Here is a 21,897-nt window from a genome sequence, read left to right on the forward strand (position 1 = left end):
GTGGAAGTGTCCGGAATGCACGCAGGCATGAGCGAATCTGCATATCGCGATGACCTCCGGTTCTTTGCCGGATATCGCCGGGGCAGAGCCCGAGATGGGTCTGGGCGCCCGATTGGGGCACAATACGGCGGTTGTGCCCCGCGAGTGCAAGGCCCGCCGGGGTGTTTTCCCTCACGTCGAAGCCGCCGCCATGACCACCATCAAGCAAGACGATCTGATCCAGTCCGTTGCCGATGCGCTCCAGTACATCAGCTACTACCACCCGGTCGACTACATCACCAATCTGGCCAAGGCCTACGAGCGCGAGGAATCGCCCGCGGCCAAGGATGCGATGGCGCAGATCCTGATCAACTCGCGCATGGCCGCCGAAGGCCACCGCCCGCTGTGCCAGGACACCGGCATCGTCACCGTGTTTCTGAAGGTGGGCATGAACGTGCGCTGGGACGCCAGCCTGTCGCTGGAAGACATGGTCAACGAGGGCGTGCGCCGCGCCTACAACGATCCGGACAACAAGCTGCGCGCCAGCGTGCTGGCCGATCCGGCCGGCAAGCGCAGCAACACCAAGGACAACACCCCGGCGGTGATCAATGTGTCGATCGTGCCGGGCGATACCGTCGATGTGATCGTGGCCGCCAAGGGCGGCGGCTCCGAAGCCAAGTCCAAGTTCGTGATGCTCAATCCGTCCGATTCCATCGTCGACTGGGTGCTCAAGACCGTGCCGACCATGGGCGCCGGCTGGTGCCCGCCGGGCATGCTCGGCATCGGCATCGGCGGTACCGCCGAAAAAGCCATGCTGCTGGCCAAAGAAGCGCTGATGGAACCGATCGACATCCAGGACCTGATCGCCCGCGGCCCCAGCAACCGCGCCGAAGAGCTGCGCCTGGAACTGTACGAAAAGGTCAACGCACTGGGCATCGGCGCGCAGGGCCTGGGCGGTCTCACCACCGTGCTCGACATCAAGGTCAAGGATTACCCCACCCACGCCGCCAACCTGCCGGTGGCGATGATTCCCAACTGCGCCGCCACCCGCCACGCGCATTTCACCCTGGACGGCTCCGGCCCGGTCGCGCTCGATCCGCCCTCGCTGGAAGACTGGCCCAAGCTCACCTACGACGCCTCCAAGGGTCGCCGCGTGAACCTGGATACGGTCACGCGCGAAGAAGTGGCCAGCTGGAAACCCGGCGAAGTGCTGCTGCTCAACGGCAAGCTGCTCACCGGTCGCGATGCTGCGCACAAGCGCATGGTCGACATGCTCAACAAGGGCGAAAAGCTGCCGGTGGATTTCCACGGCCGCTTCATCTACTACGTCGGCCCGGTCGATCCGGTACGCGACGAAGTGGTCGGCCCCGCCGGTCCCACCACCGCCACGCGCATGGATAAATTCACCGAACAGGTGCTGGCGCAAACCGGCCTGCTCGGCATGGTCGGCAAGGCCGAGCGCGGCCCGGCGGCGATCGAGGCGATCAAGCAGCACCAGTCGGTGTACCTGATGGCGGTGGGCGGTGCGGCCTACCTGGTCTCCAAGGCGATCAAGGCTTCGCGTGTGGTCGGCTTTGCCGACCTGGGCATGGAAGCCATCTACGAATTCGAAGTGCAGGACATGCCGGTGACCGTGGCCGTGGATTCGGCCGGCACCTCGGTCCACAAGACCGGCCCGCGCGAGTGGCAGGCGAAGATCGGCAAAATCCCAGTCTTGGTGGAATGAGGGACGTAGGTTGGGTTAGCGCAGCGTAACCCAACGGATTTCCATCGGAGTTGAGCATCGTTGGGTTACGCTGCGCTAACCCAACCTACCGAGGCTTGGCCGCATTTAGCCATCCATATGCCTCATCGCCGGTTGCATTCCGGCTGATGCAGCGCAACACTGGCAGGATTGTTTTCCCCGCAACCCTGACAGAGAAACCGTGACCTCCCATGCCTCCGCGCCGCTCAACACCGGCGCACCCTGGATCGTGATGAAGTTCGGCGGCACCAGTGTCGCCACCCTGCCGCGCTGGCAGAACATCCGTGAGCTCGTTGCCAGCCGCCGCGCCGAAGGCGCCCGCGTGCTGGTGGTCGTGTCCGCGCTCACCGGCATCACCGACGCACTCAAACAAATGTGCGCGCAGGACGACCAGGGCAAACGCATCGAGGCTGCCAAGGCGATCGCGCAACGTCACTACGACCTGCTCGATCACATGCAGCTGGCGGTTCCGGACGCACTCGGCGCACGCCTGAGCGAACTGGCCAAACTGGCCGAGCAAGGGCCGGCGGTGCTGGGCGAGCTGGCGTGGTCGGCCCTGGTGCAGGCGCATGGCGAGCTGATGTCCAGCGCGCTCGGCGCGGCGTTCCTGAGCCACAGCGGCCTGCCCACGCAATGGCTGGACGCGCGCGACTGCCTGGCCGCCATCGCACTGCCCAACCAGAACGAGCGCACCAAGCTGCTGTCGGCCATGGTCGAGGCCAAGCCCGATCCGGCCTTGAACACGCGCCTGGCGCAGCTGGGCGAGGTGTTCATCACGCAGGGCTTTATCGCGCGCGAAGCGCAGGGCCGCACGGTGCTGCTCGGCCGCGGCGGTTCGGATACCTCGGCCTCGTATTTCGGTGCGCTGCTGAAAGCGCAGCGGGTGGAAATCTGGACCGACGTGGCCGGCATGTTCACCGCCAATCCGCGCCAGGTCTCCGGTGCGCGCCTGCTGCAGAAACTGGATTACGAAGAAGCGCAGGAAATCGCCTCCACCGGTGCCAAGGTGCTGCATCCGCGCTGTCTCTCGCCACTGCGCGAGCCGCGCGTGCCGATGCTGATCAAGGACACCAACCGGCCCGAACTCGAAGGCACGGTGATCGGCCCCGAAGTGCGCGAACACGCCCCCAGCGTCAAGGCGATCAGCGCGCGCAAAGGCCTGACCCTGGTGTCGATGGAATCGGTCGGCATGTGGCAGCAGGTCGGCTTTCTTGCCGACGTGTTCGCGCATTTCAAGCAGCACGGGTTATCGGTGGACCTGATCGGTTCGGCCGAAACCAATGTCACCGTATCGCTCGATCCCACCGAAAACCTGCTCGATTCCGATGCCGTGGCGGCGTTGGCCAGCGACCTGTCCAAGGTGTGCCGGGTGAAAGTGATCGCGCCCTGCGCGGCGATCACCCTGGTTGGCCGCGGCATGCGCTCGATGCTGCATACCCTGTCCGGCGTGCTGGCCGAATTCGGGCAGTTGCGCGTGCACCTGATTTCGCAATCGTCGAACAACCTCAACCTCACCTTCGTGGTGGACGAGAGCGTGGTCGACGAACTGGTGCCGCGTCTGCACGAGATGCTGATTGCCGCCGGCGCCCTGCGCACCGACGACAGCGCATTGTTCGGCCCCAGCTGGCAGACCCTGTACGGTAGCGGCGAAACCGTCGCCGCCGACGATGCGTGGTGGCGTTCGGAGCGTCGCGCCCAACTGCTCACACTTGGCGCCGAAGCCACGCCGCGCTACGTCTACCATCTGCCGACGGTGCGCAAACAGGCGCGCGAGCTGAAAACGCTGAGTGCGGTGGATCGCCTGCATTACGCGGTCAAGGCGAATACGCATCCGGCGATCCTGCGCGCGCTGGCCGAAGAAGGTTTCGGCTTCGAATGCGTCTCGCCCGGCGAATTGAAAGCAGTGATGGCGGTAGTGCCCGAATCGGCACCGCTGCTGTTCACGCCCAACTTCGCGCCGCGCGAGGACTACGCCTGGGCGTTGGGTACGCGCGCCACCGTCTCGCTCGATTCGCTCTATCCGCTGGAGCATTGGGGCGACGTGTTCCGTGGTCGCGAGATCGTATTGCGCGTGGACCTGGGCCGCGGCCTGGGCCATCACGAAAAAGTGCGCACCGGCGGCAGCGGCAGCAAGTTCGGCCTGCCGGTGGATCAGCTCGATACCTTCCTGCGCCTGGCCGACGCCCACCATGTCACCGTGCGCGGCCTGCATGCGCACCTGGGCTCGGGCATCCTCGACGACAAACACTGGGGCGAGGTCTACAACCAGCTCGCCAGCCTGGCCGAGCGCATCGGCAGCGTGGCCTTCCTCGATATCGGCGGCGGCCTCGGGGTGCCTTCGCATCCGGGCGAAGCGCGGCTGGATATCGCCGCGCTGGAAGAAGTGCTGCGCAAGGTGAAATCCGCGTATCCGCATTACCAGCTGTGGATGGAGCCCGGCCGCTACCTGGTAGCGGATGCGGGCGTGCTGCTCACCCGCGTCACCCAGCAGAAGGGCAAGGGCTCCTGGCGCTACCTGGGCGTGGACACTGGCATGAACAGCCTGATCCGCCCCGCGCTGTACGACGCCTGGCACGAGATCGTGAACCTCTCGCGCCTGGACGAGCCGGCCACCGCGTTGTACCAGGTGGTGGGCCCGATCTGCGAAAGCGGCGACGTCATCGGCTCCGACCGCCGCCTGCCGGAGGCGCAGGAGGGTGATGTGATGCTGATCGCCCAGGCCGGCGCCTACGGCAAGGTGATGTCCTCGCCGTACAATCTGCGGGATGAGGCGCAAGAGATCATCATCGAGTGATCCCGCATGCTTTTCCCTCTCCCCTAGGGGGAGAGGGCAGGGTGAGGGGCAAGCTCGCGTTGAATGAAGATCGGGGCGGGCTTGGCTGGTGATTTTCGCAAGGTTGGCTGCTCGCCCCAACCCTTTCTCCGGAGGAGAGAGGGAGCTGTCTACGGCAAGCATGGAAGGATGCGTCAGGATGAAACGCATGCATGTGGATCGGGCGCGTGGATTGCGCCGGGCAATGACCGACACCGAGTTGCGGCTATGGCGTTATTTGCGCAATCGCCACCTGATGGGAAGCAAATTTCGCCGCCAGCACGAGATCGATCGCTACATCGTCGATTTTGTGTGTGTTGAAGCAGCTCTGATTGTGGAGCTGGACGGCGGCCAGCATGCCGAAATGATGGCGGAGGATGCCCGTCGCACGCGCAGGCTCGAAGCATTGGGTTACCGTGTGCTGCGTTTCTGGAACAATGATGCATTGACGAATACCGAGACGGTGCTTGCGGTGATTTTGGAGGCTGTGGCTAGAGCGGCCCCTCACCCCAGCCCTCTCCCCGGAGGGGAGAGGGAGTAGAGCCCGTGCGAGGGCGCCGCTCTTCCCCCTCTCCCCTCCGGGGAGAGGGCTGGGGTGAGGGGCCACCCTCGCGAAGTAACTGCAATAAAGCCGGAGTTTTTAAGCGTGACCAACCCGATCCAACCCCGCCTCACCCAGGTCTTCCGCTTCGTACGCTGCAGCTACGCCAACGGCGTGGCCGAGCTGGTGTATGCCTTCGACCAGGGCGAGGAATTGATCGAGCGGGTCAGTTTTCCCGCGCCGCCGCATTTGCCGCCCGAGCGCAAGCAGGCCTTCGACGCCGCGTTGAAACTGCTGCATCTGTTTGCCGGCGTCAGCTATTACAAAGCCGGCATTCCGCCGAAGATCGATATCGCCGATGGTCCGCTCGACGACGCCACGGCCGATCTGCTGGAGGCGCTGTACCTGCACGGCCTGGCGGAATTCGCCTATCGCAATGGCCTGGATCTGCGCGGCCGCATCGTGTTCCCGCGCACCAGCTCTTCTCCCTCTCCCCTGCGGGGTGAGGGGCACGCACTTGCCCAGGCACTCGCTTTGCCCAAGCGCACCTTGGTCCCCATCGGCGGTGGCAAAGACTCACTGGTCGCCGTGGAAGCCATCAAGCAAACCGGCGGCGACGCCACCGCGGTATGGGTCGGCAATTCGCCGCTGATCGCCGCCTGCGCGCAGCGCACCGGGCTGCCCACGCTCAATATCCAGCGCGAACTCGCCCCGGGCCTGTTCGAACTCAACCGCCTCGGTGCCTGGAACGGGCATATCCCGGTCACCGCGGTGAACTCCGCCATTCTCGCGCTCGCTGCCATCCTCTACGGCTACGACAGCATCGCCTTCGCCAACGAACGCTCCGCCTCCGCCGCCACGCTGGAATACGAAGGCCAGCAAGTGAACCACCAGTGGAGCAAGGGCTACGCCTTCGAGCGGCTGCTGGGCGACTGGCTGCACACGCATGTGGCGGCCGATCTGGATTACTGCTCGCTGCTGCGCCCGTATTCGGAACTGGCGATCACGCGTGCCTTTGCGCGCCTCACGCCGTATTTCGATGTGTTCTCCAGCTGCAACCGCAATTTCAAGATTCTCGGCCCCAAGCCCGCCGATCGCTGGTGCGGCCAATGCCCGAAATGCCACTTCGTATTCCTCGCGCTGGCACCGTTCCTGCCTAAACCGCGCCTGCTCGCCATCTTCGGCCGCAACCTGCTCGATGACGACACCCAAGCCGCCGGCTTCGACGCGCTGCTGGAATACCACGACCACAAACCGTTCGAATGCGTGGGCGAAGGCGCGGAAGCGCGCGCCGCCATGTACGCGCTGAGCCAGCGGCCGGAATGGCAGGAAGACGCCCTCGTCGCACGCTTCCGCAGCGAGATCCTGCCGCAGCTCGATGCGACCGAGCTGGCGCTGGAACCCTGGCTGCAGCCGGCCGGCGAGCATCGCGTACCGGCACGCTTGCAGCCGGCGCTGGCGGCGATCGGCTGATATGCGCATTGCCGAGCTGGCCGGGCAACGCGTCGCGATCTGGGGTTTCGGGCGCGAAGGGCGCGCGGCGATCCAGGCTTTGCGCAAGCGCCTGCCGGAACTGTCGCTGGCGCTGTACTGCGGCGAAGCCGAAGCAGCCGAGGCACAGCAGTTCGATGCGGCGCTGCGCGTGTATCCGCACGAACCCGATGCCGTCGCGCTGAGCGCCTACGACATCGTGATCAAGTCGCCGGGCATTTCCGCCTACAAGCCGGCCATTGTCACCGCCCAGGCGCAAGGCACCCGTTTCACCTCCGGCACCGCCTTGTGGTTCGGTGAGAACCCGCAAGCGCAAGTCATCGCGGTGACCGGCACCAAGGGCAAAAGCACCACCACGGCCTTGCTCGCACATCTTGCGCGTGCGCTTGGCGTGCGCACCGCGCTGGCCGGCAATATCGGCCTGCCACTGCTGGAATTGCTGGACCAACAGGCCGCGCTATGGGCGATCGAACTATCCAGTTTTCAGACCGGTGAAGCCGGTCCGCTGGAACTGGGCGTGATCACCAGCCTGTATGAAGAACATCTCGACTGGCACGGCACGCGCGAACGCTACGTGGCCGACAAACTCAAGCTCGCCGACGTAGCGCATCGCCTGTTGGTGAACGCGCAGCAAGAAGGCTTGCTGGAAAAAACCGCGCAGCACGCGCAGCGCCTGCTGTTCGGCCAGCCGGAGGGCTGGCATGTGGCCGATGGTTTTCTTCGTCGCGGCAGTCTCGAGGTCATCGCACTCGAGCGCCTAGCGTTGCCCGGCGCGCACAACGCACTCAACGCCTGCGCCGCACTCGCCGCACTCGATGCACTGGGCTACGACGCCATCGCCGCTGCGCCTGCATTGGCCACCTTCCGCCCGCTGCCGCATCGCCTGCAAACGCTGGGCGAGCGCGATGGCCTGCACTGGGTCAACGACTCCATCAGCACCACGCCGCAAGCTACCTTGGCGGCACTGGAAAGTCTGCACGGGCGCGAAGTAACCGTCATCGTCGGTGGCCACGATCGCGGCCTGGATTGGAGCGGCTTCGTGGCGGCGGTGGCATCGCGCACGGCGCTGCGCATCATCACCCAGGGCGCCAATGGCCCGCGTATCGCCGCGGCTTTGCGTGTGGCGAAATCCGAAGTGCCGCTGGGCGATGTCGACAAGCTCGCCGATGCCATCGAGATGGCACGCATCGTCACGCCCGCAGGTGGCACCGTCTTGCTTTCGCCTGGCGCGCCCAGCTTCGATCAGTTCCACGATTACGCCGAACGCGGTCGCCGCTTTGCCGGCATGGCCGGTTTTGATGAAGCCGAGATTGCCGGTATCGCCGGCATGGGCATAGCGTAAACAAGCGCGCACATCTCAAGTATCGCTGCCACGTCGCAGGTCGGGTTATCCCGGATTTGATCCGGTAACTCAACCGTGCCGCATCACGTGGATGTTCATCTGCTGCACGGTGCTCAGATCAATTCAACCTACGCAGCCGAAGCACTTTCTGTCGACACCGCAGAACAGCGCTGAGCGACAGCGAGGCATTCGCCTACATACGTGCGTATGTTAACTAGTTAGATTCGACAGGCCGTCGATGCTCATTTGTGCAGCGACATCGACGGCCATGGCAGCAATGCTGTGAGAAGCGCGGATCGTGAGAGGCAGAAACTCTCACGACCCGCTGACCAAACCAACTGAAGGAAGTTGATATGGCTACGCCAGATCATACGTTACTTGCGTCTTTGTCGGGTCTCCCCGCTTATTTGTTCGCCCATCTACGAGCTCCGCCGAAGCTGACGGACACGAACGAGCAGGCGCATGCCAGTCACGTGATCGATTGCATCGAACAAGTGAAGCTGGCTACTACGTGCCTGCTCGGTGACAGCGATGCGTTTCGCGAGGTGTCGACGCAACGGCAGCCATTGCGGCCACAGCAGTGGCCGCTTTCGCCGATGGTGTATGCAAGCCTGCTGGTCGGTTTGCATCTGCTCGACCAGTACGCCGAGCGGCTCATGCTGTGCGAGGACGGATAAGTGGCCAGGTAGCGCATGATCGCCATCGCGGCACATCGCCTGGAGGTCGATGTGCCGCATCTGGAGCGATGCTGTTTAGAATCACGGCAGTTTCTCGGCGAGGTTGCTCATGCCAGACCAGCACGATCCTTCGGCACACGACCTTGCCGCCTTGCAAGGTGCGTGGGAACAAATAGCGCATGAAGCCGATGGCGTGATCGATCCGCCCGATGAATACGGCGCGCCCGGTGCCATCACCACCATTCGCGACCAGCATTTTGCGGTGCATACGGCGCAGGGTGAGCTGCTGCTGGAGGGCCGCTTCGTGCTCGATGCAACGCTAAGCCCCAAGGCCATCACCTGGATCGACGCCGTCGGCGCCGACGCGGGTCGGCCCTTGCCCGCCAGTTATGTACTCGATGGCGACCGCTTCGTGTTTATCGCCGCTGACATGGGCCGCCCGCGCCCCATCGAATTTCGCACGGTAGCGGGGCTGACGATGCGCACGTTTGTGCGCAAGCGCTGAGCGAAGCGCGCCTGTTTTGCTTGCAGGCCATCGCTCCCCCTTGCGAAGCAGGGGAGGGTGAGGGCGAATTGCTTCGCGCTCGCGGGAATCCGTACACGCGCGGACCAGCCCTCGCCGCCTCCCCACGGCCAAACAGGAGGTGCCAGGTCGATCATCTCGACGCTTGCCGAATGCTCCGCTAGCATCGAAACCGGAATCCGCTGGGGGGCAGGGTTCCCAGGGGATACGCAGCGGTTGTAGCCAGGCCTCCCAGCAGGGAGGGGGCAATGCGGGAAGAATGGTATGTGGAGCTGGATGGCGCGGCGCACGGCCCGCACCAGCGTCAATCCGTGCTCGCCTTGCGCGGTGCCGGCCGGCTGAATACGGATACGCTGGTGTGGCGCGAAGGCCTGCCTGATTGGATCCGCTATGCGGAGGCTGGCCTTGAGCAGCCACCCTTGCCACCGGTATTGCCTAACCCGCCAGTTGTGCCGGAGCGTGGATACACCGCTTTGGATACGCTGGACGATGCCGCCGCGCATGCCCCCAAACTGGATGTCGAAGACGATGGCTGGCAGTGGACCGGTCCATCGCCATGGCGCCGCTACCTGGCGCGTTCGCTGGATATGTTCCTGCTCGGCGGCATTACCTGGCTGGCGGTATTGCTCACCGCGGCGGTGGCGAACAAAGCCATGTTCGAAACGGTTTTCACGCACCGCGGCCTGATGGGCTTTCCCGTCTTCGCGTCGATGGCGGTGATGGCATCGTTGATTCCCGCGCAAGCCCTGCTGGTCGGCTTGTCGGGTACCACCATCGGCAAATGGATCTTCGGTATCCGCATCACCCGCCGCGATGGCAGCGCCATCGGCATGCGTGCGGCGCTGGTGCGCGAGCTGAGCGTGTACGGGCTAGGCACGGCTTGCGGCATACCGTTCCTGGCGTTTATCCCGCTCATCATTGCGTATCACGTGTTGATGCGTACCGGTACGACGCAATGGGATCGCGGCCAGGACTGGGTCGTCACCCAGCGCGCGCCGGGCGAACGCCAGAACGCCATGTTCGTGCTTGGCCTGTTGCTGCTGATAACGCTGGTCAATCTGCTCCGGCATGTGGGAGCAGCGCTGCAATGAGCATGCTTTATTTGCGCAGTGCGGGCCGCGTGCAGGGGCCATTCGATCCGGCCGAAGTGCGCCGGCGCGTGGCGGCCGGCGAGCTGCCGCGCTGGACCATGTCGTGGCTGGCCGGCGAAAAGCAGTGGCAATCGCTCGCTCGCCGCTGGCCCGGCGGCGATGTTTCGCATGCAGCCTTCGATGTCGGGGTGGCGCTGATCATCGTTCTGCTGCTGCTGGCGATCGCCAGCATCCCCGGGCGGCTCCTTTCGCATTTGCCGGATGCGTGGCAGACCCAGGGATTCATCTTGACCTCGGTGCTGTGCGGACTGACCGCCGCCATGGCCTTGAGCCTGCTGTTGGTGCGGCATAGCCGCCGGCGACGCGGCCGCGCCTCGCTGCCTGCAGCCCTGTGCATCATGTTGACCGTGTTTGGCGGAATGATCTCGCTTGCGTTGAGCGTGCAAGCCGTGGGCCTGATCGGCGTGGAGGATCGTTTTGCCAACGCAGCTGTGCGCTATGACGAGGCCGCGCACGCTATCCGCATCAAAGGCCCGATCGGGCATCGCTTTCATCGCGATGTTGCCGACGCACTGGCTGCACATCGCGATGCGCAATTGATCGTGATCAGCAGCGGCGGCGGCCTGCTCGACGAAGCGTTCGAGGTGGCTACGGCGATCAAGCAGGCCGGCTTGCCCCTGCGCGTGGATGGCGGTTGCGCCAGCGCTTGTGGATTGATGTGGGCAAGTGTGCCGCAGCGCCAGATGACCGAGTTTTCGCGGATCGGCCTGCATCCGAACCGAACGATCGGCGACACACCGGCCGAACTGACCGTGCAAGTCAGCAAGCAGGCCGAAGCCATGTCGACCGACAGCTTGAGTGCGGCCGGCTTTACACCGGAGATGCTGCGGCGTCGCGCCGAGACGCCGCCCAGCAGCGTGTATTGGCTGGATGCCGTGGATATCTTGATCGCCGGCATCGATGCCAAGGTGGTCGACGCCGACGGCAAACCGGTGGACGCCGCCACGGCCAAATGGGCGGTACTGGGCGCCGCCTTCGGGCGCGACAGTTTGAGCGCGCAGCTTTACCAGGCCATTGCCGTCCATGAGCCCAGCCTTCGCGATAGCTACGAAGACCGTCTGTACAACGCCCTGCACAGCCACAATGTTTCGCTGTTCCGCTACGAAGATGGCTTGATGGAAACGGCCGCCATGCGCCAGGCCTTTATGCAGGTATCCGATCCGGCCGTGCTGGTCTGGACGCAGAGCCGCCAGCACGATCTGGTCGAAGCGCAGAGCCAGGGCAATACGCAGGCTTGCGACGTGCTTACCGGTCGCGCCACCGGCAAGATCATCGATCCGGCCAACCGCAAGTGGGTCAATGAACACACCATTGCGCGCACGATCGTGTTGGTGAATGCGGTGCCTGTTTCGGCGCCATGGAGTGCGGCCAGCATGAACGCACACAAAGCCCTGGACGATTCCAACAGCTACGTGCGCGAACTGCTTGCGCAGGTACACCAGCAGGGCTATCCAGCCGATCCCAAGGGTTGGAGCAGCATGCAGCATTGCGATTATGCCGATCGCTTTTTGCTGGGCGTGCAGCAGATGCCGTTGGCGAGCGGTGCCGAGATCGTGCGTTACAACGAAGCCGGTCGCTATCTGCCTTGATCGTTAGGCCGGGGCGATGTTTACGTTTCCATGTCCATAAAACGCGATGCCATGTGCAGCGCGCTAAAGCCCCAGCAACCCCACCCCAACCCTCCCCTGCCTTCGCAGGGGAGGGAGTCATATCTTCAGCCTTGCGTGATCTGCTCCCTCCCCTACGTGAAGTAGGGGAGGGCTGGGGTGGGGTGAAGCCCCCACACTCGCGGCAAACCACAGAACAACGCCATCCCAACCCTCCGCTGCCTTCGCAAGGGAGGAAGTCATGTCGGCGAGTGCGGAACATCTTCAGCCCCGCGTAATCTGCCCCCTCCCCTACGTGAAGTAGGGGAGGGCTGGGGTGGGGTGAAGCCCCCACGCTCGCGGCAAACCACAGAACAACGCCAACCCAACCTCCCTTGCTATCGCAAGGGAAGAATCCAACCCATCGGAGTTACCAGATCTTCACCCGATCATCCGGCGCCAAATAAAGCTTCTCGCCCGGCTTCACATTGAACGCGTCATACCAGCCATCGATATTGCGCACCGTCAGTGCGCGGAACATCGCCGGTGCATGCACATCGACTGCCAGCTCCTGGCGTAGCGCGGCATCGCGAATCTTGAAGCGCCACGCCTGCCCGAAGGCGAGGAAGAAACGCTGGTCGCCGGTAAGGCCATCGACCACCGCAGCCGGCTTGCCGCCCAGCGATTTGTGGTACGCGGCATAAGCCACGGTCAGGCCGGATACGTCGGCAATGTTTTCGCCCAGCGTCTGCTGCCCATTCACATGCAGGCCCGGCAAGGCTTCGTATTGGTCGAACTGCTTGACCAGCTTCTGCGTCGCCGCCTGGAAGTGCGCGGCATCCTGCGGCGTCCACCAGTTTTCCAGCTTGCCTTGCGCGTCGAAATCCGCGCCGGTGTTGTCGAAGCTGTGGCTGATTTCGTGACCGATCACCGCGCCGATCGCACCGTAGTTGGCCGCGTCATCCGCCTTCGGATCGAAGAACGGCGGCTGCAGAATCGCAGCAGGGAAGTTGAGCGCATTCTGCAGCGGCAGGTTCACCGCGTTCACCGTCTGCGGCGTCATCCACCACTCGCCGCGATCCACCGGCTGATGCAGCTTGGCCAGCTGGTGCTGGTATTCCAGCGCCACGGCACGTTCGTGATTGCCCAGCGCGTCATCCGGCTTCACGTCCAGCGACGCGTAGCTGCGCCAGGTATCGGCATAACCCACGCCTACGCGCAGCGTCTGCAGTTTTTCCTTGGCTTTGGCGCGCGTGGCAGGTGTCATCCATGCCAGCGTGTCCACACGGTCGGCGAAGGCGGCGATGATGTTCTTCACCATCTCCTGCATCTTGGCCTTGGACGAGGCGGGGAAATAGCGCTGTACATAGATCTGGCCCACGGCATCGCCAAGATCGGTGTTGGTGGCGCCGACCGCACGCTTCCAGCGGTCGCGCTGCTTGGGCACGCCCTGCAAGGTGGTGCCGTAGAAGCCGAAGCTGAGATCCGCATACGCCTTGGGCAGCAGCGGGGAGGTCTCGTTCAAGGCGTGGAAGCGCAGCAGCTGTTTCCAGGTATCCAGCGACTCGCTCGCCACCAGCTTGGCGATGGCGGTGGTGGCGGAGGGCTGCCACACATCGATATGCGACTGGTCGGCGAGGCCGGCGGCCTTGAAATAGGCGCTCCAGTTCAGGCCCGGCGCCTTCTGCGCGAAGTCGGCCATGCTCCATACATTGTTGGCCTTGTGCACGTCCTGGCTGTCGACCAGGCTCTCCTGCGCCTGCGCGATCTTGGTTTCCAGCGCCACGATCGCCTTGGCCTGCGCCTCGGCATCGGCCGTGCCGGCCAGCTTCAGCAGCGACGCCACATAGGTCTGGTACTTGGCACGGAAGCCTGCCATCTGCGCATCCTGCGACAGGTAGTAGTCGCGGCTGGGCAGGGCGATGCCGCCCTGCAGCAGATAGGCCATGGGGTGCGCGGGATCTTCCAGGCCCTGCGTTACGAACAGGCCGAACAGGTTCTGCGTGCTGAAGTTGGTGTCGTTGATCGGATCGACATCGGCGCGCTGCTCGCCGCCGAGCACGCCGGCCAGGTCGTCGCGCGTCTTGATCGCATCGATCTGCGCAAACTGGTCTTTCAGCGGCGCCAGGCCGTGTTTCTCGATACTGGCCTCGTCCATATAGGCCGCGTAATAGTCCGCGATCTTGCGTTCGTTGCTGCCGGCGGCGGCATGCCCGGCGGCAATGCTGCGGATCATTTCCGAGCTGCGCTTTTCGGCCAGCTCATACACCTGCAGAAAGGTGCCGGTGCTGGAGCGGTCGGCCGGAATCTGCGCGGTCTTCAGCCAGGTGCCGTTGGCATAGTCGAAGAAATTGTTGCCCGGCAGCACGCTGTGGTCGACGCCCTTGAGGTCGATCCCGATATCCGGGCCGCTGCTCTTGGCGGCCGGTGCCGCGGGCGGTGCCGCCATCAGGCTGCCGATGGCGCCAAGCACGGCTGCCGTAAAAATCCATCGAAGTCGCTGCATGGCGAACACCTCAAAAGTGGGATGTGGTCCGCCACCTTAGTCCGCCGTATCGGGCTTGTGAGCATGACTTTTGGGCTATGGCCCTTCCCACCTAAAGCTCGGGCTTAACCGTTGCCGTCGGTTGTGGCGAGAACCGATGGCCGCCCGCATATTCGCGATTTTTCCGGTATCTAGCCATCGATTCGGTACGTAGCATGGCCGAGCCATTCGTAATTGTTCCAGGCGGTATTGGATACAAACGTCACGTCTAACAGCTATTTATCTTTGTTATTCATCCTATGAATTCATTCGCCAAAACATCGCGCGTGATGCGGAGCGCTTTTGTAGCGCTGATATGGCTCATCGTGGCGCCGTGCTCTTTTGCGGCTTGCAGCGCCAAAACAGCTGCCATCACCCTGCCGCCGGTAACTTATTCAGGTAGTGCCGATAGCCTTAAGCCCGGTACCCCGCTGAATGGCGCATGGAGTGCCCAGGCCGGCGCCAAGTATTTTTTTGACATCGCGGACTGCAAAGCGGCCAGCGTTGCGGCCACACCCGCAAAACCGGCGATTCCAGGACTCAGCTACAGCGACGGAACGAATGTGTATTCGGTGTACCCGAGCGGTGTCGATGGCATCGGCTATGTGGTCAGCGTGGCCGAGCAGGACTACAACGGCTGGTTTCCACTCACGTCGCCAAGAACCTTCATGTATCAAGGCACGTCTGATTATTGGACGTGGATGGGAACCTACGCCAAGGTCATGTTGGTAGTTACAGGTCAATTGAAAACCGGCACCTACACCATACCTGGCCAGACGATTATCACGTCCAATGTCTACAACGTAGCCGGAACCGCCCTGGTGACGCCGCCGGGCAGCATCACGTTGAACAGCGCCAGCATTACCATCGCTGCATCGACCTGCAAAATGACAACGCCGAACAATCAGTCGGTGAATCTGCCAACGGTGGGGCAGGCCGCCTTGGCTGCGGCAGCTTCGGGCGCAGGTGGCGGAGCCGGTTTTCATATCGGCATGAATTGCGATGCCGCCGTGAAGCTATACGTAACGATGACGGACGCATCCAATCCGTCGAGTGTCGCCGATACCTTGTCGCTGGCGCCCGGTTCCACCGCGAAGGGAGTAGGTGTGCAGGTAAGCGGCTCGACCCCGGTCTCGTATGGTCCGGATTCGTCCATCAAGGGCAATACCAATCAGTGGCAGATCGGCGAGAGTGCCACTGCAATGACTTACGACATTCCATTTACCGCTGCTTATGTGCGCACCGGGGCGGTGACGCCGGGCAGTGTGCAGGCCAAGGCGACGTTCACCTTTTCCTATCAATAAGGCTGTCGGTGCGGCGTGGTGAGTGTGGGTGCATAGTGCAGCTTGCACGCTTGCGCAGATCTACTCCCTCTCCCCTGCGGGGAGAGGGTTGGGGTGAGGGGGCAGCCTCGCGATCATGCTGATACGTAGCGTGGAGCCTCTTTGGAAAAGCATCACGCACTGGCGTTGATGCTTGTGGCAAGCGCGGCCCCTCACCCCAGCCCTCTCCCCGCAGGGGAGAGGGAGCAGATCATGGTGCGTCAGTGGCCGAGCAGTTCGATTTCAGCCAGGGCCGTATTGGCGCTACCGTCGAAACGCAGGCGGTAATAGGCATGGGCCTGCGGTTGGGCGATGGCGAATGCGCGGGTCTGTTTCGCCCACGGGAAGTGCTCGCCCTGGCGGGTATCCACGGTGGTCCAGTGCTGTCCGTCGTCGGAAGCTTCAAGCTTCCAGTTCGCCGGTGCGGCGGCCTGCGCGGCGGAGGTCAGCGTGTACATCGCCACGTTGTGCGGCTGGGTGAAGTGCCAGCCCACCGTCGGATGCGAGCCGGGCAGTTGCGCTTCGGTCTCGCTGGTGTGATCGAACAGCGCATTCACGTCGGACATGGCCGGATCGCTGCTGGCCTGTCCTGCACTGGGGCCGGCCAGGTCGCGCAGTGGCGATGGCTTGCCGCTGGTGGTGAGCGAGGGCGGCAGGGCCTGCACGTCGCTGCCCCAATGCGAGGGCTTCGGGCCCATCACGAAATCCAGCGTGGCGCCTTGTGCCAGCAAGGCGTGCGGCAAGGTGAGCTTGGTCCACGGCTGGCCGTTTACCTGCACGCTTTGCACGTAGCGATTGGTATCGCTGACCTGCGGTGCATTGATCACGATGTGCTTGCCGTTTTCCAGCGCGATATCCATATGCGGGAAATACGGTGCGCCAATGACGTATTCAGGCGTGCCCATGCGCAGCGGATAGAAGCCGGCGGCGCTGAACAGCCACCAGCCCGACATTTCGCCGTTGTCTTCGTCGCCCACATAGCCCTGGCCGATGCTGCTGCCTACATACAGGCGTGAAAGCACGTCGCGCACTTTGTCTTGCGCCTTCCACGGCTCGCCGGCGTAGTCGTACATGTAGATGATGTGATGCGAAGGCTGGTTGCTGTGGCCGTATTGGCCCATGCGCACGGCCTGCGCTTCGCGCATTTCGTGGATCGGTTCGCCATAGTCGCCGACGTGATAGATGCCGGGCGTGTTGAAGAACTGATCGAGCTTGGCGGCGAGCGCTTCGCGTCCGCCATACAGCGCCGCCAGGCCGGCACCGTCCTGCGGGGCATGGAAGGCCATGTTCCAGGCGTCGGTCTCGGTGTAGTCGCCGCCCCAGCGCATGGGATCGAAATCCTGCTTATCGAAGCGCCATTTGCCGTCGGCAGCGCGGCCGACAAAGAAGCCTACGTTCGGCTCGAACAAGTTGACGTAGTTCAGCGCACGATTGTGAAAGTAGGCCGCGTCGGTGAGGTACTGGCCGTGATAGGGATCGTGTGCGTCCTGTTGTGCGGCAAGCGTATCGGCCAGGTTGCCGATGGCGAAGTCGGCGATATAGCCGTCCATCGACCATGACAGGCCTTCCGCGATGCCGTCGTCGGTGTAGCCGTTGAAGATCGAGCGCTGCAGCCCCTTGCGGCCGGTGCCCTTGAGCGGGCTGACCACAGTGGCGTCCTTCAATGCCGCCTGATAGAACGACTGCACGTCGAAGTTGTGCACGCCCTTGAGCCACGCATCGGCAAACGCGACATCGGCGCTGGTGCCCACCATCAGGTCGGCATAGCCGGGCGAGGACCAGCGGGCGATCCAGCCGCCGTCGCGGTATTCCTGCACAAAGCCGTCGATCATCTCGCCGGCCTGCTTCGGGGTCAGCAGCGCATACAGCGGCCACGCGGTGCGGTAGGTATCCCAGAAGCCGTTGTTGACGAATACCTTGCCGTCGAGCACGCGGGCGCCGGTCTTGGTCGGTGTGTCGGCGGCGACTGGCGGCGAGAACGGACTGGCATAGCGATACACCGGCTGTGCGGCGCTGCCAGTGTTTTCGAAGGCCGAGTTGGGGTACATCAGCAGGCGGTACATATTGGAGTACAGCGTGACCAACTCGCCCTGGCTGGCGCCTTGCACCTGCACGGTATCGAGCTGCTTGTCCCAGGTCTGCTGCGCGCGCTCGCGCACGCTGTCGAAGCTGTCGTTCGGCGCGATTTCCAGTGCGAGGTTGTGCTTGGCCTGTTCCAGGCTGATCAGCGAGGTGGCGATGCGCACGTTCACCGTCTTGGTCTTTGCGGTGTCGAAGCCGAACCAGGCGCTGACATGGTCGCGGCCTTCGCCGCTGAGGCGTCCGCTTTCGCTGACCGGCTGGTCGACCACCGCATAGAAGAACAACCGCGTGGCGCCGGTGGAGAGATGACTCTTTACATCGGAATAGCCGCTGAAACTGCGGTGCGAGGGATCGAGCGTGATCGCGCCTTGATCGGTGCGGTTATCGAATACCAGCTGCCCGCGCTGGCCGGGGAAGGTGAAGCGCAGCACGGCGGCGTGATCGGTAGGCGTCATTTCGCCGACGATGCCGTTGTCGAAGCTGACCTTGTAATAGTGCGGATGCGCGATTTCGTTGGCGTGGCTGAAGCTGAGTGCGCGCGCTTCGCGATTGGCGCTGGGCGCACCGTTGGCCACCGCGGCCGGCATCATCTGGAAAGTCTGGCGATCGCCCATCCACGGACTGGGCTCGTGCGAGAGCGAGAAGGCTTCCAGGCGCGGGCGGTTCTGCGCGTCGTTGCGCGACTGGTATTGGTACATCCAGTCGGAGCCCGCGTCGGTAACCGGGGTCCAGAAGTTGAAGCCGTGCGGCAGGGTAACCGCCGGAATATTGTTGCCGCGCGAGAAGGTATAGCCAGCGTTGGTGCCGCGCAGGATGTTGACGTCGTCGCTGGCATGCGCGTTGGCGGTTTCGCCGAGCGCCGGGCCGATGCGCAGATCATCCAGGAAGCCCTGGAACGATGCAGCCGGACCGTCATGCATCAGCACGATATGGCGGATGCGCTTGCCGGCGGCGAGCTTGCCCAGATCGATCGCCAGCCGGTTCCATTGGTTGACATACAGGGTGCGGCTGGCGCCCAGCGCCTGCGCATTGGCGGCGATGCGGTGCTGGTCGCGTGCATCCAGCGCAGAAAGGCGCGAGCCGTCGTCGAAGATCAGGTCCACGGAAACGTAGGTAGCCGGATCCGCCAGATCGTTGGCGACGATGCAGGGAAACAGCAGATACGAGAGCTGCGTGTCGGCCTGCACCGGCAAGTCGACATCGAACAAGGCGGCCTGCTGTTTGCCGGCCGCGGTGCCCTGGTAATGCAGCGAATGCAGGCCGCTGAACCCGACCCCGGGCTTGGCGCTATAGGCGTCATCGGCGGAGGGGCCGCCGGCAATGTTCACCTGGAACGACGCATCGGCCTTGCTCGCTAGCAGTGCAGGCTCGCCGGGTTCGAAGGAGCGATAGAAGGTGTCGCCGGTGCCGGCACAGGCGAGGCCGGCAAACATCGCCAGGCTGATAAAAAGCAGCTTGCGCTGCAGACGTACTGCGCTGGAACCTGCTGCGATATGCATCGTGTCACCCCTGTGGGTCGTGCCGGGCATGGCCGGCATGCGCCGAAGGCTGGATTTGAATCGATCTAAATCAGCACTGTCAAACCGCAGTGCAGCACGCTTGCGGGCGCTGCGGGCCGGATGTTTGACTAGGCGGCTTGTATTGCGCGCAGACCGTGTTGTCGATTCGCGCGAGGCTCGTTCGACGCATCCTGTAAGAACACCCGATTCACCGCCTCGTCGCCGTCCGTCATCCCAGCGAAAGCTGGGATCCAGTGCCTTCGATGCACACAGACACTGGATCCCCGCTTTCGCCGGGATGACGAGTAAAACAGAGCGGTGCGCGGTGCCAAGTAACGGAATCCCCTATTCACCTGACGGAGCAATCATGACCACTGCTGCACATGTTTCCATGCACCCCGATCGCCGCTGGCTGGCGCTGATCGTGCTGTGCATGGGCGTACTGATGATCGTGCTGGATACCACCATCGTTAACGTGGCGCTGCCCTCGATCAAGACCGACCTGCAATTTGGCGATACCGCGCTGGCCTGGGTGGTGAATGCGTACATGCTTACCTATGGCGGGTTCCTGTTACTGGGCGGCCGGCTGGGCGACTTGTACGGGCATCGCCGCCTGTTTCTGCTCGGCATCGGCGTGTTTACGCTGGCCTCGCTGGCCTGCGGCATGTCTACCTCGCAGGCGGCGCTGGTGGTGGCGCGCAGTGTGCAGGGCCTGGGCGGCGCGGTGGTGACCGCGGTGGCGTTGTCGCTGATCATGGATCTGTTTACCGATGCGGCCGATCGCGCCAAGGCGATGGGCGTGTATGGCTTCGTCTGCGCCGGTGGCGGCAGCCTGGGCGCGATGCTGGGCGGCGTGCTGACCAGCAGCCTGAGCTGGCATTGGGTGTTCCTGGTGAATCTGCCGATCGGCATTGCCGTGGTGCTGGCCTCGTTGCGCCTGCTGCCGGCGGCGCCGGGCACGGCCACCTCGCGCCATCTGGATGCATGGGGCGCGATTACGGTGACGGCGGCCTTGATGCTGGCGGTCTACGCCGTGGTCAACGGCAACCAGGTCGGCTGGCTGACCACGCGCACCCTGGGCGAACTGGCCGCGGCGGTGCTGCTGCTGGCGATCTTCTTGTGGACCGAAGCGCGCGTGCAGGTGCCGCTGATGCCGCTGCGCCTGTTCAAGCTGCGCAATCTGGTGGTGTCCAATATCGTGGGTGTGCTGTGGGCGGCGGCGATGTTTGCCTGGTTCTTCCTGTCGGCGCTGTATATGCAGCTGGTGCTGGGCTATGCGCCGGTGGAAGTGGGGCTGGCGTTCCTGCCGGCGAACCTGATCATGGCGCTGTTCTCGCTGGGCATCTCGGCCAAGCTGGTGATGCGCTTCGGCATCCGCCGTCCGCTGGCGGTCGGCCTGGCATTCGCGGCCTGCGGCTTGCTGCTGTTCTCGCGTGCGCCGGAGCACGGCCATTTCCTCACCGACATCCTGCCCGGCATGTTGCTGCTCGGCGTGGGTGCGGGCGTGGCCTTCAATCCGGTGCTGCTGGCGGCGATGAGCGATGTGGGGCCGTCCGAATCGGGCCTGGCCTCCGGCGTGGTGAACACGGCTTTCATGATGGGCGGCGCGCTGGGGCTGGCGGTGCTGGCCAGCCTTGCTTCCTGGCGCACGCAGGTGCTGAGTGCCGCCGGCAGCAGTCCGGCGCTGGCGCTCACCGGCGGGTATCAGTCGGCGTTTCTGGTCGGCGCCTGTTTTGCGGCACTGGGTGCGGTACTCGGTGGCTGGTTGTTGCGTACGCGTCAGGCAGCGGCTGCGCAGCAGCCGGCCGTGGCGCACTGAAATCTGTCTACAACGGGAGATCGTGATGAAGCATGAAGTCGTGTCGCGCGAAGCATGGCTGGCTGCACGCCGTGATCTGCTGGCCAGGGAGAAGGCGCATATGCGGCAAGGCGATCAGCTCAATGCCGAGTTGCGCGCCTTGCCCTGGGTAAAAGTCGAAAAGGACTATGCATTCGACAGCCCGAACGGCAGCGTGAGCCTGTCGGATTTGTTCGCAGGCCGCAGCCAGCTGTTCGTCAAGCACCACATGCTCAGCCCCGGCCAGCAGCATTACTGCGTGGGCTGTGCGCTGGAGGTGGATCATCTGCGCGGCATCCTGGTGCATTTGCAGCACCACGATGTTTCCTATGTGGCGATTGCGCGTGCGCCGATCGACGAGATCGAACTATTACGTCGGCGCATGGGCTGGCAGTTTCCCTTCGTATCGTCGTATCGCAGCGACTTCAACTATGACTTCCATGTCTCGTTCCGGCCGGAAGACGTGCAGGCGGGCAGGGCGATGTACAACTTCCGTCCGACGTCGACGGAAATGGAAGATCTGTCCGGCGATAGCGTGTTCTACAAGGATGAGCACGGCGATATTTTCCACACCTACTCGTCGTTTGGACGCGGCGGTGAGCGCTATCTCGGCATCTACGGTTTTCTTGATGTGATGCCGAAGGGGCGCGCCGAAGATGGCCCGTATCACGCACTCGGCGATTGGGCGCGCCTGCACGATAGCTATGGCAGCGGCGATACGGTGGAGCAGAGCGGCCGCCAGCGCAGCGGCGATTGCACCTGCACGCCCTCCGGTTGAGGCGGTAAA

The 21,897-nt window shown here is 63.7% G+C and carries 14 protein-coding genes; 12 read left to right on the forward strand and 2 right to left on the reverse strand.

Annotation, left to right across the window (positions count from 1 at the left end):
- The first annotated feature begins 190 nt into the window (after nucleotides 1–190).
- The 9 genes from IGX34_RS08905 (at nucleotide 191) to IGX34_RS08945 (ending at nucleotide 11,849) form a co-directional block, all read left to right on the forward strand.
- A complete protein-coding gene (locus IGX34_RS08905) occupies nucleotides 191–1,705 on the forward strand; it encodes a fumarate hydratase (RefSeq protein WP_192555368.1) in 1,515 nt (504 codons plus the stop codon).
- 199 nt (nucleotides 1,706–1,904) lie between these two features.
- Nucleotides 1,905–4,517 carry a bifunctional aspartate kinase/diaminopimelate decarboxylase gene (locus IGX34_RS08910; protein ID WP_192555369.1) on the forward strand — a complete coding sequence of 871 codons (2,613 nt, stop codon included), beginning with the start codon at nucleotides 1,905–1,907 and terminating at the stop codon, nucleotides 4,515–4,517.
- Nucleotides 4,518–4,695: 178 nt separating this feature from the next.
- Nucleotides 4,696–5,076 (forward strand): endonuclease domain-containing protein, encoded by a 381-nt coding sequence (locus tag IGX34_RS08915; protein ID WP_192555370.1) that lies wholly within the window; start codon nucleotides 4,696–4,698, stop codon nucleotides 5,074–5,076.
- Between the two features lie 105 nt (nucleotides 5,077–5,181).
- On the forward strand, nucleotides 5,182–6,549 hold the full coding sequence (gene murL / locus IGX34_RS08920; RefSeq protein ID WP_192555371.1) for a UDP-N-acetyl-alpha-D-muramoyl-L-alanyl-L-glutamate epimerase: 1,368 nt from the start codon (nucleotides 5,182–5,184) through the stop codon (nucleotides 6,547–6,549).
- A 1-nt stretch (nucleotide 6,550) separates the two neighbouring features.
- On the forward strand, nucleotides 6,551–7,909 hold the full coding sequence (gene murD, locus IGX34_RS08925) for a UDP-N-acetylmuramoyl-L-alanine--D-glutamate ligase (protein ID WP_192555372.1): 1,359 nt from the start codon (nucleotides 6,551–6,553) through the stop codon (nucleotides 7,907–7,909).
- A 353-nt stretch (nucleotides 7,910–8,262) separates the two neighbouring features.
- Nucleotides 8,263–8,586 carry a hypothetical protein gene (locus tag IGX34_RS08930; protein ID WP_192555373.1) on the forward strand — a complete coding sequence of 108 codons (324 nt, stop codon included), beginning with the start codon at nucleotides 8,263–8,265 and terminating at the stop codon, nucleotides 8,584–8,586.
- A gap of 109 nt (nucleotides 8,587–8,695) precedes the next feature.
- Nucleotides 8,696–9,091: a TIGR03067 domain-containing protein gene (locus IGX34_RS08935; RefSeq protein WP_192555374.1), complete on the forward strand. Its 396-nt coding sequence runs from the start codon at nucleotides 8,696–8,698 to the stop codon at nucleotides 9,089–9,091.
- Nucleotides 9,092–9,357: 266 nt separating this feature from the next.
- Nucleotides 9,358–10,200, forward strand: coding sequence for an RDD family protein (locus IGX34_RS08940; RefSeq protein WP_192555375.1), 843 nt, complete (start codon nucleotides 9,358–9,360; stop codon nucleotides 10,198–10,200).
- A complete protein-coding gene (locus tag IGX34_RS08945; RefSeq protein ID WP_192555376.1) occupies nucleotides 10,197–11,849 on the forward strand; it encodes a GYF domain-containing protein in 1,653 nt (550 codons plus the stop codon). The genes IGX34_RS08940 and IGX34_RS08945 overlap by 4 nt, the downstream gene beginning before the upstream one ends.
- A 427-nt stretch (nucleotides 11,850–12,276) precedes the next feature.
- Here IGX34_RS08945 and IGX34_RS08950 read toward each other — a convergent pair whose 3' ends face one another.
- Nucleotides 12,277–14,352, reverse strand: a complete 2,076-nt coding sequence (locus IGX34_RS08950; protein WP_192555377.1) for a M13 family metallopeptidase — start codon at nucleotides 14,350–14,352, stop codon at nucleotides 12,277–12,279.
- 278 nt (nucleotides 14,353–14,630) lie between these two features.
- Here IGX34_RS08950 and IGX34_RS08955 point away from each other — a divergent pair, with 278 nt between their 5' ends.
- Nucleotides 14,631–15,674 (forward strand): fimbrial protein, encoded by a 1,044-nt coding sequence (locus IGX34_RS08955; protein ID WP_192555378.1) that lies wholly within the window; start codon nucleotides 14,631–14,633, stop codon nucleotides 15,672–15,674.
- A gap of 239 nt (nucleotides 15,675–15,913) precedes the next feature.
- Here the strand turns inward: IGX34_RS08955 and IGX34_RS08960 are convergent, their stop codons facing one another.
- Nucleotides 15,914–19,273 carry a GH92 family glycosyl hydrolase gene (locus IGX34_RS08960; RefSeq protein ID WP_425598783.1) on the reverse strand — a complete coding sequence of 1,120 codons (3,360 nt, stop codon included), beginning with the start codon at nucleotides 19,271–19,273 and terminating at the stop codon, nucleotides 15,914–15,916.
- 367 nt (nucleotides 19,274–19,640) lie between these two features.
- On the opposite strand from IGX34_RS08960, the gene IGX34_RS08965 reads away from it, so the two are divergent.
- Nucleotides 19,641–21,092 carry an MFS transporter gene (locus tag IGX34_RS08965; RefSeq protein ID WP_225737335.1) on the forward strand — a complete coding sequence of 484 codons (1,452 nt, stop codon included), beginning with the start codon at nucleotides 19,641–19,643 and terminating at the stop codon, nucleotides 21,090–21,092.
- A 25-nt stretch (nucleotides 21,093–21,117) separates the two neighbouring features.
- Complete coding sequence (locus tag IGX34_RS08970; RefSeq protein ID WP_192555379.1) at nucleotides 21,118–21,888, forward strand: DUF899 domain-containing protein; 771 nt, start codon at nucleotides 21,118–21,120, stop codon at nucleotides 21,886–21,888.
- Nucleotides 21,889–21,897: the final 9 nt, after the last annotated feature.

The sequence above is a fragment of the Dyella acidiphila genome (assembly GCF_014863405.1).
In the GTDB taxonomy this organism is placed as follows: domain Bacteria; phylum Pseudomonadota; class Gammaproteobacteria; order Xanthomonadales; family Rhodanobacteraceae; genus Dyella_B; species Dyella_B acidiphila.

Excerpts from the sequence above, each read along its gene's own strand:
- IGX34_RS08905 (WP_192555368.1), top strand. The coding sequence starts at position 191 with ATGACCACCATCAAGCAAGACGATCTGATCCAGTCCGTTGCCGATGCG.
- IGX34_RS08915 (WP_192555370.1), top strand. The coding sequence starts at position 4,696 with ATGAAACGCATGCATGTGGATCGGGCGCGTGGATTGCGCCGGGCAATG.
- murD (WP_192555372.1), top strand. The coding sequence starts at position 6,551 with ATGCGCATTGCCGAGCTGGCCGGGCAACGCGTCGCGATCTGGGGTTTC.
- IGX34_RS08930 (WP_192555373.1), top strand. The coding sequence starts at position 8,263 with ATGGCTACGCCAGATCATACGTTACTTGCGTCTTTGTCGGGTCTCCCC.
- IGX34_RS08935 (WP_192555374.1), top strand. The coding sequence starts at position 8,696 with ATGCCAGACCAGCACGATCCTTCGGCACACGACCTTGCCGCCTTGCAA.
- IGX34_RS08940 (WP_192555375.1), top strand. The coding sequence starts at position 9,358 with ATGCGGGAAGAATGGTATGTGGAGCTGGATGGCGCGGCGCACGGCCCG.
- IGX34_RS08945 (WP_192555376.1), top strand. The coding sequence starts at position 10,197 with ATGAGCATGCTTTATTTGCGCAGTGCGGGCCGCGTGCAGGGGCCATTC.
- IGX34_RS08950 (WP_192555377.1), bottom strand. The coding sequence starts at position 14,352 with ATGCAGCGACTTCGATGGATTTTTACGGCAGCCGTGCTTGGCGCCATC.
- IGX34_RS08955 (WP_192555378.1), top strand. The coding sequence starts at position 14,631 with ATGAATTCATTCGCCAAAACATCGCGCGTGATGCGGAGCGCTTTTGTA.
- IGX34_RS08960 (WP_425598783.1), bottom strand. The coding sequence starts at position 19,273 with ATGCATATCGCAGCAGGTTCCAGCGCAGTACGTCTGCAGCGCAAGCTG.
- IGX34_RS08965 (WP_225737335.1), top strand. The coding sequence starts at position 19,641 with ATGACCACTGCTGCACATGTTTCCATGCACCCCGATCGCCGCTGGCTG.
- IGX34_RS08970 (WP_192555379.1), top strand. The coding sequence starts at position 21,118 with ATGAAGCATGAAGTCGTGTCGCGCGAAGCATGGCTGGCTGCACGCCGT.